This window comes from Janthinobacterium aestuarii, from assembly GCF_051380835.1.
Classification (GTDB): Bacteria; Pseudomonadota; Gammaproteobacteria; order Burkholderiales; family Burkholderiaceae_D; genus Janthinobacterium; species Janthinobacterium aestuarii.
Map to the genome: position 1 here is coordinate 56208 of NZ_JBNYXU010000007.1, position 13296 is coordinate 69503.

15 protein-coding genes are annotated in these 13296 nt (G+C 64.9%); 8 read left to right on the plus strand and 7 right to left on the minus strand.

What is annotated here, in order from left to right:
* Window positions 1-4: 4 nt before the first annotated feature.
* The 6 genes from ACQ4WO_RS18765 to ACQ4WO_RS18790 all read right to left on the minus strand — a co-directional run bounded on the left by ACQ4WO_RS18765 (window position 5) and on the right by ACQ4WO_RS18790 (window position 5995).
* Entirely contained in the window at window positions 5-874 is an 870-nt protein-coding gene (locus tag ACQ4WO_RS18765; protein WP_436482745.1) for a carbohydrate ABC transporter permease, read from the minus strand.
* Between the two features lie 7 nt (window positions 875-881).
* Complete coding sequence (locus ACQ4WO_RS18770; protein WP_436482747.1) at window positions 882-2141, minus strand: ABC transporter substrate-binding protein; 1260 nt, start codon at window positions 2139-2141, stop codon at window positions 882-884.
* 132 nt (window positions 2142-2273) lie between these two features.
* Entirely contained in the window at window positions 2274-3287 is a 1014-nt protein-coding gene (locus tag ACQ4WO_RS18775) for an SIS domain-containing protein (protein WP_034759831.1), read from the minus strand.
* Window positions 3277-4389, minus strand: coding sequence for an N-acetylglucosamine-6-phosphate deacetylase (gene nagA / locus ACQ4WO_RS18780; RefSeq protein ID WP_139090264.1), 1113 nt, complete (start codon window positions 4387-4389; stop codon window positions 3277-3279). Before nagA ends, ACQ4WO_RS18775 begins: the two co-directional genes overlap by 11 nt.
* Window positions 4386-5120, minus strand: coding sequence for a GntR family transcriptional regulator (locus ACQ4WO_RS18785; protein ID WP_046685618.1), 735 nt, complete (start codon window positions 5118-5120; stop codon window positions 4386-4388). Before ACQ4WO_RS18785 ends, nagA begins: the two co-directional genes overlap by 4 nt.
* 2 nt (window positions 5121-5122) lie before the next feature.
* Window positions 5123-5995 (minus strand): glucosamine kinase nucleotide-binding domain-containing protein, encoded by an 873-nt coding sequence (locus ACQ4WO_RS18790; RefSeq protein ID WP_436482749.1) that lies wholly within the window; start codon window positions 5993-5995, stop codon window positions 5123-5125.
* 348 nt (window positions 5996-6343) lie between these two features.
* On the opposite strand from ACQ4WO_RS18790, the gene ACQ4WO_RS18795 reads away from it, so the two are divergent.
* A complete protein-coding gene (locus ACQ4WO_RS18795; RefSeq protein WP_034759823.1) occupies window positions 6344-6631 on the plus strand; it encodes a hypothetical protein in 288 nt (95 codons plus the stop codon).
* 51 nt (window positions 6632-6682) lie between these two features.
* Here the strand turns inward: ACQ4WO_RS18795 and ACQ4WO_RS18800 are convergent, their stop codons facing one another.
* Window positions 6683-6955: a hypothetical protein gene (locus tag ACQ4WO_RS18800; RefSeq protein WP_139090268.1), complete on the minus strand. Its 273-nt coding sequence runs from the start codon at window positions 6953-6955 to the stop codon at window positions 6683-6685.
* Between the two features lie 421 nt (window positions 6956-7376).
* On the opposite strand from ACQ4WO_RS18800, the gene ACQ4WO_RS18805 reads away from it, so the two are divergent.
* The 7 genes from ACQ4WO_RS18805 to ACQ4WO_RS18835 all read left to right on the plus strand — a co-directional run bounded on the left by ACQ4WO_RS18805 (window position 7377) and on the right by ACQ4WO_RS18835 (window position 13290).
* On the plus strand, window positions 7377-7901 hold the full coding sequence (locus ACQ4WO_RS18805) for a hypothetical protein (RefSeq protein WP_436482750.1): 525 nt from the start codon (window positions 7377-7379) through the stop codon (window positions 7899-7901).
* A 51-nt stretch (window positions 7902-7952) separates the two neighbouring features.
* Window positions 7953-9596 (plus strand): ExeA family protein, encoded by a 1644-nt coding sequence (locus tag ACQ4WO_RS18810; protein WP_436482751.1) that lies wholly within the window; start codon window positions 7953-7955, stop codon window positions 9594-9596.
* Window position 9597: 1 nt separating this feature from the next.
* Window positions 9598-10272 carry a general secretion pathway protein GspB gene (locus tag ACQ4WO_RS18815; RefSeq protein ID WP_436482752.1) on the plus strand — a complete coding sequence of 225 codons (675 nt, stop codon included), beginning with the start codon at window positions 9598-9600 and terminating at the stop codon, window positions 10270-10272.
* A 100-nt stretch (window positions 10273-10372) separates the two neighbouring features.
* Window positions 10373-11845: an alkaline phosphatase family protein gene (locus ACQ4WO_RS18820; RefSeq protein WP_436482753.1), complete on the plus strand. Its 1473-nt coding sequence runs from the start codon at window positions 10373-10375 to the stop codon at window positions 11843-11845.
* A gap of 94 nt (window positions 11846-11939) precedes the next feature.
* Window positions 11940-12476, plus strand: a complete 537-nt coding sequence (mobB, locus tag ACQ4WO_RS18825) for a molybdopterin-guanine dinucleotide biosynthesis protein B (protein WP_128140331.1) — start codon at window positions 11940-11942, stop codon at window positions 12474-12476.
* 57 nt (window positions 12477-12533) lie between these two features.
* Complete coding sequence (locus ACQ4WO_RS18830) at window positions 12534-12734, plus strand: YjfB family protein (protein ID WP_086141004.1); 201 nt, start codon at window positions 12534-12536, stop codon at window positions 12732-12734.
* Window positions 12735-12987: 253 nt separating this feature from the next.
* Window positions 12988-13290 carry a BufA1 family periplasmic bufferin-type metallophore gene (locus ACQ4WO_RS18835; protein ID WP_128140330.1) on the plus strand — a complete coding sequence of 101 codons (303 nt, stop codon included), beginning with the start codon at window positions 12988-12990 and terminating at the stop codon, window positions 13288-13290.
* The last annotated feature ends 6 nt before the right edge of the window (window positions 13291-13296 follow it).

A 13296-nucleotide genomic window follows, 5' to 3' on the forward strand; every position in this document is an offset into this window, starting at 1 on the left:
CCGATTAGCGGTGCTTCGGTTTCAGATAGCGCAGGCACAGCAGGGCGATGCCGATGCAGAACAGCGAGACGACGAAACTGGCCGCCAGCGCGCGCGGCAGTTTCAAGTGTTTGAGGCCCTGGTCATACGCGTAGTACAGCGCCGTGAAGGTGGAATTCATCGGCCCGCCCTGGGTCAGCACGTCGACTTCCTGGTACGCCTTCAGGGCAGCCAGCACGGACAGGATGGAGCACAGCATGATGGTCGGACGCAGCATCGGCACGGTGATCTTCCAGAAGCGCTGCCAGCGGTTGGCGCCGTCGAGCATGGCCGCTTCCTGCATGTCCGACGGTATCGACTGCAGGGCCGCCAGGTACATCACCATGTACCAGCCCAGGCCGCGCCACAGGGTGACGAACATCACGGCAAACAGGGCTAGGCTGTCGTTCGACAGCCAGCCCACGGGCGCGTTCACCAGCTGTAACGTCATCATCACGTAGTTGAGCGCGCCCTGTTCATGGAACATGAAGCCCCACATGATGCCGACCACGGAAACGGTGGTCACCACGGGCACGTAGAAGGCGGCGCGAAACAAACGGATGCCGGGCAGGCGGTTGTTTACCAGCACGGCAAGCACGATGGCACCCACCTGCACGAAGGGCACCATCAGCAAAAACATCAGCGAGTTTTTCAGGCCCGAGACGAACATCTCGTTGTTGAAGATGTAGCGGAAGTTGTCGAGGCCGACGAAGCGCGTCTCGCGTATCAGGCTGTAGTCGGTAAACGCCAGCACGGAGCCATAGCCGACAGGCCAGAAGGAAAAGGCGGCCAGCAGCAGCAGGGCGGGAGTCAGGAACAGCCAGGCTTGCAGAGTGTGGCGGTGGGCGAGTTTCATGGTTTCCTCAGTGGCGCGGCAGGGTGGCCAGCTTGCGGTTCCAGATGGCGACGGCCTGGTCCAGCGCCTGCTTCACGTCCTGCTTGCCCGTCACGCCTGCTTCGACGGCTTTCACGAGCGAGCGGCGCAGCTCGTCGTAGTCGTCGATGCCGGCCACGTACAGGGTGCGCGAGTGGCCCATCGACAGGGCGCCGGCGGCTACCGCCTTTTCAGCCGCGCCCGCGTTCTTCGGCGTGGACAGAAAAAACGGATCGGCCGCCGCTTTCACGGTGGTGGGAAAGACGCTGGCCTGGCGCGCGAAAGCCAGCTGGTTCTCGTCGTTCGTCAGGAAGCGCGCGAACTTGCCGACCGACGGTAACAGGCGCGCCGGCACGCCTTTCGGTATGGCGAAGTGCACGAGCCAGCCGCCGTCGGCGATGCCGGTGGGACCCAGCGGCGCGGGCGCCACGTCGGTGATGGCGTAGATGTCTTTCGCGTCGCCGCGGATGCGCTGCATGGCCGTCGGCGGCGCCAGCAGCATGCCCAGGCGGCCGCCCTTGTAGGCGTCGATCACGGCCGGGAAATTGTCTTCGGCGAACAGGCTTTCTTTCAATAAGCCACCGACCTTGTAGGTGTCGGCCAGTTTCTGCACCAGCGCCACGTGCTGCGGCGAATTGAAGACGGCGCGGTTGTCGGTGATCACGGCCAGGCCCTGTTGCATGAACAGGCCGTCGATCTTGGACAGGGCGGGGGCGATGCCGGCCTTGCCCGTGCGTTGCGCGATCTGGCGCGCGTACGCCAGCTGTTCATCGAGGCTGGCGGGGCCGCGCGTGAGGCCGGCCTGCTTGAAAATGGCGGTATTGAAGGCGATCACCGCGACATTGCTGTACATGGGAAAACCGTAGGTGCGGCCCTTGAAACGCAAGTCGGCCAGGGCGCTGGGAATGTAGCTGGCGCGCGCTTCCCCGATCAGGCCATCGACGGGTGTGAGCAAGCCGTCGCGCGCAAATTCGTCGGCCCAGGGCACGTTCAGGCTGACCAGCGCGGGCGGCGTGCCGGCCACGATGCGCGTGACCAGTTTGGTCTGGATGACGTCCCAAGGGAAGTCGATCCATTCGATCTTGACGCCGGGATTCTGCGCCTCATAGCGCGCCACCACCGCATGGAAATACGGCGTGAACTTGGGCTTCATGCTGAAGGTCCAGAATTCGATTTTCTCGGCAGCCCATGCCTGCGGCGCGAGCAGGCCCGCGCAGGCAACAATCGCCAACAGTCTCTTGATCGTCATTTTTATCCTGGAGCGTGGCGCTCCAATGTCCATGAGTCCGCGGCGCGGGTACATGCCCTTGCCGTCGCTTATATTCGGGTGCTTCTGACGGCAGCCGCGCCCCGTGCCGGGGGCGCAGCTGTCGGGTAGTGCTTAGTTTGTTTTTGTTACTTTGCTCAAGTGACGCGGCGCATCCGGGTCCATGCCGCGCGCGGCCGACAGTTTTGCCGCCATCACGTAGAAGGACTGGATGGCGACGATCGGATCGAGGTCCGGCGTGGCGGCCACGGGCAGGGTCAGGTCGCGCTCGGCCACATCGGCGGGCGCCGCCAGCAAGACCTTGGCGCCGCGGCCGCGCATCTCTGTGGCCAGCTGCAGCAGGCCGGCCTGGGTCGGGCCGCGCGTGGCGAAAATCAGCAGCGGGTAGCCGTCTTCGATCAGGGCCATCGGGCCGTGCTTGATTTCGGCGCCGCTGAACGCTTCCGCCTGCAGGGCCGACGTTTCCTTGAACTTCAGGGCCGACTCCAGCGCCACGGGGAAGCTGATGCCGCGTCCGACGACCATGATGTTGCGGGCCGGGGCCAGCACGTCGATCGCCGGCGACCAGTCGACGCGGGTCGCTTCGAGCAGCGCCTCCGGCAGCGCTTCCAGGCCGCCCAGCAGCTCGGGATCGTTCTGCCACTGGGCCACCATGCGGGCACCGGCGACCAGGCTGGTAATAAAACTCTTGGTGGCGGCGACGCTTTGTTCCTTGCCGGCGCGCAGGGGCATGGCCCACTCGGCGGCGTGCGCCAGCGGCGAATCGATGTCGTTGACGAGGGCCACGGTGGTGGCGCCGCCGTCGCGGAAGTAGCGGATCGGTTCGACCACGTCAGGGCTCTGGCCCGATTGCGAGATCGAGATGGCCAAGGTGTCGCGCGTCACCAGCGGCGATTTGTTCAGGGTGACCAGCGACATCGGCAGCGATGCGACGACGCGGCCCAGGCGCGCCATGATCAGGTAGGCGACGTAGTTGCAGGCATGGTCGGAGCTGCCGCGCGCGATGGTCAGCGCGGTCGAGAACGAAGTGCTCCTCAATTTGCGGCCCAGTTCCGCGTAGCGTTCCGTGTCGCTGGCCAGTTGCAGGGCGACGCATTCGGCGGCGGAAATGGCTTCTTTAAGCATCATTGAGGTCACAGATTTCTCCTTCTATATACACAGCTTTGAGTTTGAGATCGCGATCGAGTACCACCAGATCGGCGTAAGTACCGGGGGCCAGCCGGCCGCGTTCTTCCAGGCCCAGGTAATCGGCGGCGTTGGTCGACACGCGCTTGGACGCGTCGGCCAGGTCCAGTCCCAGTCCCACCAGGTTGCGCAGCGCCTGGTCCAGGGTCAGGGTGCTGCCCGCCAAGGTGCCGTCGGGCAGGCGCACGCCGCCCATGCATTTCTGCACGGCGTGGCGGCCCAGCATGTATTCGCCGTCCGGCATGCCGGTGGCGGCGGTCGAATCGGTGACGCAGTACAGGCGCGGGATGGCGCGCAGTGCCACCTTGATGGCGCCCGGATGCACGTGCAGCAGGTCGGGGATCAGTTCCGCGTATTCGGCGTGCGCCAGGGCGGCGCCGACCATGCCCGGCTCGCGGTGGTGCAGGCCGCTCATGGCGTTGAACAGATGCGTGAAGCCCATGGCGCCGTGCTCCAGCGCGGCCACGCCGTCTTCGTACGAACCGAGCGTGTGGCCGATCTGCACGCGCACGCCGGCGTCGGCCAGCGCGCGCACCAGGTCCAGGTGGCCGGCGATTTCCGGCGCCACGGTGATGACGCGCAGCTTGGCCAGCGTTTGCAGGCGTTCGATTTCAGCCAGCGTGGCGGCGCGCGCGAAGTTGGGCTGCGCCCCGAGCTTGCCGGAATTGATGTACGGGCCTTCCAGGTGGGCGCCCAGCACGCGCGCCGTGTTCGGGCGGCGGTGGTTGGCGGCGATGCCGATGGCCGTCAAGGCCATGTCGATGTCTTCCGGTGGCGCCGTCATGGTGGTGGCCAGCAGGCTGGTGGTGCCGTGGCGCGCGTGGATGGCCGCGATGGTGTAGACGGCTTCGCCGCCTTCCATGATGTCCTTGCCGGCGCCGCCATGCACGTGCAGGTCGATAAAGCCGGGCAAAATATAGTCGTCGCTGTTGCCCGACGGGTGGAGGGAATTGCCCTCGATGCTGTCGACCCGCTCGCCGAAGGCGATGGCGCCGTGGATCCAGCCGCCTGGGGTAAGGATATTGCCTTTGATAGTGCTGCTCATCTGCGCGACTCCGCTACGAATTCATAATAATCACTGCGGCAATACGAGTGGGTCAGTTCCACCGCTGCGCCGTTGTCGAGATAACTGACACGGGTGATGTGCAGCATGGCTTCACCCGTCTTGATATTGGCCAGCTTGGCCTGTTCCGCCGTGGCGTTGACGGCGCGGATATGCTGCAGCGCGCGCATCGGGATGGTGCCGCGCGACTCCAGGTAGCCATACAGCGAATCGGTCACCTGCTGCGGGTCCGGCATGTACAGCGCGGGAATGGTGGTCGTCTCGATCGCCATCACCACTTCGTCTGCCGTGCGCAGGCGGCGCAAACGCGCCACCGGCATGTGCGGCGACAGTCCAAGCGACAGCAGTTCCAGCGGTGCGGCCGAGCCGATGTCGCGCTGCAGCCAGCGCGAGCCGGCCGTAAATCCCCGCTGGCGCAATTCTTCCGAAAAGCTCGTCAGGCGCGACAGCGGCTGTTCCAGCTTGGGCGTGATGTAGGTGCCCGAGCCGCGCTTGCGCGTCAGCATGCCCCGGTCGCACAGCATGTCGATGGCCTTGCGCGCCGTGACGCGCGAAATTTCCAGGATGTCCGACAGCACGCGCTCGGAAGGCAAGGCCTGGTTGGCGCGCCAGTCGCCGCTGGCGATGCCGTCCGACAGCATGTTCGCCAGCTGCATGTAGAGCGGCGTGTCGCTGGCCGGATTGGGTTTGAAGGTGGACAGTTTGGCCAGCATGGTCATTGCTCCTGCAAGTGCTTGCGTATCAGGCGCAGACCGCCTGCGGCCGAGTCGCCCTGTGCCGGCACGACCAGTTTCAACAGTTCCGCCGGCAGGTAGCCCGACAAGGGCGCCGCCAGGCCGCCGCACAGGGCCACGGGCAAGGCGCCGGGCGGGTCGAGCGCCCTGGCGATCAGCGCGATCTGCCGGCCCGCATCGACCAGGATGGTGTGCGCCACGGCATTGCTGGCCGCGTGTTCGAGCACCAGCCGTGCCAGTTGCGCGAAATTGGTCTGGCTGGCAGCGGCCAGCCACACTTGCATGGCGTCGCGCTGGCCGCCGCAGGCGTCGATGACGGCCGTGGCGAAGGCGCTGCCGGGCACGCGGCCGTCGACCACTTGCTGCGCGTGGTTGATGGCGCGCATGCCGATCCAGGCGCCGCCCGCCTCGTCGCCGGAGGGGAAGCCCCAGCCGCCCACTTCATGGCGGCTGCCGTCCGCGTGCAGCACTTCGCCCACGCTGCCGGTGCCGATGGCAACGATGGCGCCCGGCTGGCCCGCATGCGCGCCCAGCAGGGTGGTCAGGGCATCCGATTCCAGTGCCACAAAGGCATAGCCGGGATTGTGTTCGACGAAGCTGGCGGCCCACTGCTTGTTGTGCACGCCGGCCAGGCCCAGGCCGATGGCCATGCGCTGCAATGACGGCTGTTCCAGGCCGGCCGTGCGGAAGGCCACGGTGACGGCATGCGCCACGGAGGTCCAAGCCCGTTCGATGCCCAGCCCCAGCCCGGAGGGGCCGCTTTGTCCCTGTGCCAGCTCCTGGCCGTCGAGGCGCGCCAGGCGTACGCGGGTACCGCTGCCCCCGCCGTCGACGCCGATTATGTATTCGATCATGTTGTGCAGTCCCGCGTTTGGTTGAATGCGCCTGTCTCGGTTCTTTTATTTGTCGGGCGGCGAAAAAGCTGAAGGCACTATATTGTCGCCCCGATGGCTTGTCAACAGGTATTTAAGTGGTATTGATAATTGCGTTGCGCGGCATCGCGTCATGCCCGAGGGATTGATTGCAAGTTGTTGTTATTAAAGGGATTTTTGTGGATGCCGAATGGTATTGAAATTGGCCTTGTTTAATGCCAATTTTTTGCAACTGGTCTGTTGTTGGGCGCGCGGTATTGCTTCTATGCATGCTTGGCAAGGGACGCCATGAAGAGTAAAGTCCGCCTTTTATACCTGAGTTGGAAGAGCATGATGAACGACAAGGCAGCAAAGAGCGAGTACTGGGACGACTGGCAGCAAGAGGCGCTGGCCGCCGGTGTGTCGGCGCCGCTGGCTGCGCTGGGCATGGAAATGATGCGCACGCACCGCAAGAACCGCTGGCCGAAGGATTTCCTGGGCCGCGAAAGCGATGGCCCGGTCATGATCGAAATGTGCCTGGAAGATGAAGCGGAAACGGAATTGTTCTTTATCGAGAACCTGTATCCCTACGATGCGGCGCTGATCGAAAAGACGCGCCGCCGTCTGTGCCTGCACTGATCGTGCGCTGACGTGTGACTGGAACGGCCGCCTTGCGCGGCCGTTTTCACGTCAGGTGCTGAATTTTTCGCTGCTGGCGCGCACGCGCATGCGCAGGCTCAGCAGCATGATGGTGACCAGCAGCAGCGAATGCGGGCCCGGTTCATGCGAGCCAGGGACGCGCCGGCTGGCGTCCGGCGAATGGAAATGGGCCAGCCGCGTGGCCAGGGTGGCGGGCGCCGTCTGGTAGGCGGCCATCTGAAGCGGCGGCGTGCCTGCCGCATGCGTGTTGCCAGCGGCCCAGAGCGACAGGGCCGCGCCCAGCAAAATCATTGTTCTCATCATATTGCCTGTTTCCGCCGAGGGCTGTTCTAAGTTGATTACACATGGTCGTGCCGTATGCCGGCCATGTCCTGTCCCCAGTTTGTATGCTTGTTTCCGTGCTGGTCACGCCGCACCGAAATGATATCTATTTATAAATTACGTGTATTAAAACACAATAAAATAAAAATGCAAACGTCTTTTTGCAAATAAGCGCATGCGCTGCCCGTGCTTGCCGGGCGCCGTCTGTCAATTGCACGGGGGAAATGACGTGGCATTTTCATGGGGGAGTGTCATAATGGCCCAGGCATTTCCGCCCAGGCATGGAGTAGATGATGAGCAAGGCACAGGACAGCAAGAAAGAAGCCAAGAAGGAACCGGCCAAGACCATGAAGGAAAAGAAGGAAGCCAAGAAGGTCAAGAAAGAAGAGCGCAAGCGCTGATCATGCGCGTGCGCCGTTCATTGATGCGCCCGTGGCGTGCGCCGGCCCTGCTGGCGGCGTTCGCCCTGCTGGCCTGCGGCGTGCCCGTGTCCGGCGCGCTGGCGCAGCAAAAGCCGCCGCCGTCCACGTTCGGGCAAGTGGTGGGCAATGCCGTGCTGTGCATCGACCAGATCGACAACAAGGCCTTTTATGCGTATTTGCTGACGGCCTTCGGTCCCGCCTACAAGCATGAAGGGGGCGCCTACTGGTTCCGCACGGACGCCACCTTGTGGGGTGCGCCGATTACCGACGTGATCGTCAGCGACGACACCAGTCCCCTCGTCTTCATGGGCGTGGTGGCGGACTCGACGCCGGAAAAGCTGGAGCCGGCCATTCGCGGCGTCTCGGGCCTGCGCTTCAATAAACTCGACAATTCCACCTTTCCTGTCCGTGGTTCCGTGCCTGGCAGTAAAATCGTCTACTTCCGTAGCAAGGCGAAAATCTATTGCGCCAAATACAAGCCGTTGCCGCCCGCCCGCACCCGATGAGGGTATCGGCTTGCCGCCGCGCATTTTGATCGTTTCATCCGCAGGGTCTCCATGTACACGCATTATTTCCAGCTCAAGCAATCGCCGTTTTCGATCGCCCCCGATCCGCGCTACCTGTTCATGAGCGAACGCCACCGCGAAGCGCTGGCGCATTTGCTGTATGGCGTGGGCAGCGGCGGCGGCTTCGTGCTGCTGACGGGCGAAATCGGCGCCGGCAAGACCACCGTATGCCGCTGCTTCATGGAGCAGATTCCGGAAAACTGCCAGCTCGCGTATATCTTCAATCCGAAATTGTCCGTCGAGGAATTGCTGCTGTCGATCTGCGAGGAATTCCGCATCGCCCTGGCGCCTGGCGTGGCCAGCGTGAAAGGCTATGTCGACGCCATCAATGCGCACCTGCTGGCCAGCCATGCGCAGGGCAAGAACAATGTGCTGATCATCGATGAAGCGCAAAACCTGTCCGCCGCCGTGCTGGAACAATTGCGTTTGCTGACGAACCTGGAGACGAGCGAGCGCAAGTTGCTGCAGATTATCCTCATCGGCCAGCCGGAATTGCGCGCCATGCTGGCCCGGCCTGAACTCGAGCAGCTGGCGCAGCGCGTGATCGCCCGCTATCACCTCGGTTCGCTGACGGCGGACGAGACGGCAAGCTACATCCGCCACCGGCTGGCCGTGGCCGGCTGCGCGGCGCAGACGCCGTTCGCGCCGCGACTGATGGCGCACATTCACGCCATGAGCCACGGCGTGCCGCGCCGCATCAACCTGCTGTGCGACCGCGCGCTGCTGGGCGCCTATGTGGAAAACCAGCCGCAAGTGACGCGCCAGATATTGCGCCGCGCCGCCGAGGAAGTGTTTGCGGAAGAGGGCAAGCCGGCTGCCGCAAGGGGCTTGCGCTGGCCGCAGGTGGCGGGCGGCGTGCTGGCCGGCGCCATGGTCACGGCCGCGCTGGCCTGGCATTTCATGCCGCGCCCGTCCGCCGTGCCCGCTGCGCCTGCCGTGGTCGCCTCAGTACCGGCCTCCGCCTCCGCCGTGGCGGCTGCCGCCGCATCTACACCCGTGTCCGCGCCTGCCGGCGTGCCGGATCGCAACGCCGTGCTGCGCCAGCTGGCCAGCCTGTGGGGCGAGCAGTTGCCGGCCGGCGATGCTTGCCAGGCGGGCACCCGCGCAGGCTTGCGCTGCCTGCACAGCCGGGGTGGTATCGCCGAGTTGCGCGTGCTGGACCGTCCCGCCATGCTGGCCTTGCGCGATGCGGATGGCAGGGAACAGCTGGCGCTGCTGACGCGCGTGCAGGACGAGAGCGCCACCTTGATGCTCGATGGCAAGCAGCAAAGCCTGCCGCTGGCCCAGCTGACGCAGCGCAGCGATGGGAGTTTCACGACCTTCTGGCGCGCCCCGCGCAGCTGGCGCGACGAAGTGCCGCTGGGCGCCCGTGGCGCCGACGTGGACTGGCTGGCGCAGCGCCTGGCGCAACAGCGGGGCTTGCCGGCGCCGGCCGCCAATCTGCCGCTCGATGCCGAGATGCAAGGCCGGCTGCGCGCATTCCAGCAAAGCCAGAACCTGCGGGCCGATGGCCTGGCGGGCCCGAAAACGTATATACGCCTGATGCAGCTCGGTGACAACGCGGAGCCGCGCCTGAGCAGTGCAGCTCCTGCCGTGGCAGGGCCCGCTGCGACGGCGATGGTGGCGGGGAAATAAGATGTCCTACATACTTGAAGCACTGAAAAAATCGCAAGCCGAACGCCAACTGGGCGAGTTGCCGTCTATCCACGCACCGCAAGTGCAGTTGCACGATGGCGCAGCATCGGGCGCCGCAAGTCGCGCGCCCGTCTGGCTGGCGCTGGGTGGCGTGGCGGTGGCCGTGGCTGCCGCGCTGCTGCTGTGGCAGCCTTGGCAGGCGGCGGCCACGGCACCTGCGGTTGCACCTGCCGTGCTGGCCCAGGCCGTGCCCGCGCCGATGCCGGCAGTCGTCCCGCCAGCAGCGCCCGTGCCCGCGCCAGTGGTCGTGCCCGTTCCAGTGCCGCCAGCAGCCACCGCCGCGCCCGTGCACTATGCCAAGCCCGTGGCGGAACCGAAGCCGGAGGCGCCAGTCCCCGTTCCGGCGCCGGCCGTGCCCGTACCTGCGCCGGCGGCCGCGGCCGAAGAGACCGTGCCCGGCATGCGCGACTTGCCCGAGCCGATACAGCGGCAAATTCCCCCCGTCGCCATCGGCGGTTATATCTATTCGAAGAATCCGGCCGACCGCCTGCTGCTGATCGACAAGGTCCTGCGCCACGAAGGCGAGGAGCTGGCGCCCGGCCTCGTGCTGGAAAAATTGCAGCCGAAGGCGGCCATCTTCAGTTTCAAGGGCTACCGCTACCGCGTGCCATACTGAGTTGTTGTGCATCAAGGCCGGGTAACAGTAGCTGAACCATACTGGCTTGGCCTGGTCGAACCAGGGTCGCTGCGACCGTGTGCGCGGCCGGGGAGTTCCGATGATTGCTGCCGCAGCTGGTGAGGGTGCTTTTGATGCGCATGGCTTGGGAAACCTGGCGCGCATCGACCATATCGTCGTGCTGATGATGGAAAACCGATCGTTCGATCACATGCTCGGCTACCTGAGCCTGGAAGGCGGGCGCACCGACATCGACGGCTTGCAGGCCAGCCATGCCAACGTGCATGCGGGCGTGAGCTACCCCGTGCACCATTTGCGGCGCACGGCCTTCGGCCCGCAGCAAGACCCGTCGCATACGGGCATGTCGGTGGCGCAGCAATTGCAAAATAATAATGGCGGCTTTGTCGACGACTATGCGCAAACGCATCCGGGCGACCCCGACATCGACTTGGTAATGGGTTATTACAATGCATCCGACTTGCCCATGTACGACTTCCTGGCGCAGCAGTTCTGTGTCTGCGACCGCTGCTACAGCTCGGTGCCTGGCGCCACCTGGCCCAACCGCCTGTATGCCATCAGCGGCAAGGCGGCCGGCAGCAAGGATAGCAAGCGCGTGCCCCTGTATACGAACAAATCCTTCGTGCGCCACCTGGACCGCGCCCAGGTCAGCTGGAAATTTTATTCCGCCTGGAAGCCCTGGAGCCTGGCGCTGACGGACGACCATTACCGTTCGTCCGAGCTGTACGAACCGTTTGGTTCCAGCGCGCGCCGCTATGGTTTCATCGGCGATGCGCTGGCGGGCACCTTGCCCTCGGTCAGCTGGATCGATCCACATTTTTTTGACAGTGACGATCACCCGCCGGGCGATATCCGCGCCGGCCAGGCACTCGTGGCGCAGGTCTACCAGGCCTTGTCGCGCGGGCCGGCGTGGGCGCGCACCTTGCTCATCCTCAGCTATGACGAGCACGGCGGCTTTTTCGACCATGTGCCGCCTGGCCCCGCCATCGATGACGATCCCGCGTTTCGTCAGTACGGCGTGCGCGTGCCCATGCTGCTCGTGTCGCCGCTGATCGCACCGGGCAGCGTCAGCCATGAGGTGGTCGACCACACGTCGATCATCAAAACCATCTTGCAGCGCTTTTGCCGCAGCGCCGATGGCGCTTTGCCCCAGATGGGCGCGCGCGTGGCGGCCGCCAGCGGCCTGGGCGCCGTGCTGACCCTGGCGCAAGCGCGCGCGGCGCCTGCCGTGCCCGCCGTGGTGCTGGCGCAGCGCGCCGCATGGGAAGCGGATGTGCGGGCGCAGGATTTTACGCCGCTGGCGCCCGCTTGCCAGCCTGATGGCGAAGTGGCCGCCGCTGCCGCCGTACCGTTCCAGTCCGATGCCGAGGCGGGCGCGATCGCCGCCCACCGGCAATTGGCGCGCACGGCCAGAAATGCGCAGGCGGCAAATAATAAAACAGCGGGCAAAACGGCGGGCGCGACAGCGCCGAAGCCGGCGGGCAGGCGCCGGCGGCAGGGCGGCAAGACGGCGCCCGCCGGTGCCGTGAATGGCGGAAAACCTGTGCTCGCTTGACCTGGGCGATGCGCCGGGCAATGCGCGGCGCCTGCGCCGGCGGTCGCGCCCGTGGGGCTGCGTATAATCATTCCTTCTCAAACAAGGAGTGACCATGCACGATGCGATGCCCGCCCACCCGGTACTCGGTGTGATCGGCCGTTCCGGTAGCGGCAAGACGACCCTGCTGGAATTTGTGGTGAAGGAACTGGCGGCGCGTGGCTTGCGCGTCAACCTGGTCAAGCACAGCCACCATGACCTGGCGCTGGAGCCGCCGCAAAAGGACAGCGCCCGTCTGCGCATGGCGGGGGCGGCGGAAGTGCTGGTGGCGTCGCCGTACCGTTTTGCCATCGTGCACGAGCTGCGCGGCGCGCCCGAGCCGAGCCTGGCGCAGCAACTGGCCCGCATGGGATCGGCTGACCTGACCTTGGTGGAGGGATTCAAGACGGATCCTATTCCCAAGCTGGAAGTGTTCCGCCCGGAAGTGGGGCAGGCGCCCCTGTATCCGCATGACCCGCATGTGATCGCCGTCGCCTCCGACAGTCCGGCGCCGGCCGACTTGCGCGAAGGCGTGCAATGGCTGGACTTGAATGCGCGCGAGCACGTGCTGGCCTGGTTGCTGCTGCAGTTGGAAAATAAGCTGGAAAAATAAGCTAAAGGTTTGCCGGCGGCATCCGTTAACAAGGGTAGAACCTCATTGGAGAAACGTATGGACGTCGGAAGCATTGCTCAACTGTCAACCACGATGGCGGAGACAGGCACGCGGCAAGCCGTCGGCTTGACTGTCCTGAAAAAAGCCCAGGATATCCAAAGCTCGACTGCCACTGCCTTGCTGGCAGCGCTGCCACCGGTACAGGCGGCGCCTAGCCTGCCGGCTCACCTCGGCAACCGCATCAATACGACTGCCTGAGCGCAGTCCTGCGGCGCCCGCTTGGCGCCCGCTATATTTACGCCCACACCACCGTCATCGACGGTGGCGCGTGGGCGTTTTTGTCTGTCTTCCTTCCGCCTTCCTTCCCATCACTGCCAGCTTGACTGATTGAACATGGTTCGCCATGGCACGGCCGATTCAGTAGAATGGCGTCCATCACCTCGTGTTGCTCAAGGTGCAGCCCGGGGCGTGCCCACTTACCGATTACTTTGACCCAGCAAGAGGAATTCCCATGAATAAACGTCAAGCTCTCATCGCCGCTGCCCTCGCGGGCATCTGTGCCGGCGCCACCATCAACGCGGCCGCGCACGACGGTCCCGCCCCCGGCGACAAGGAAAAATGCTATGGCGTGGCCAAGGCGGGGCAGAACGATTGCGCTTCGTCCGATGGCGCGCATTCCTGCGCGGGTCAGGCCGAGGCGGACAACCTGCCTACCGAATGGGCCTATGTTGCCAAGGGCACGTGCGAACAGGCGGGCGGCTCCGTCAAGCCCATCAAGGCCGGCAAGGCTGCAAAACCGGCCACGCAGCCGTAAGCGTCC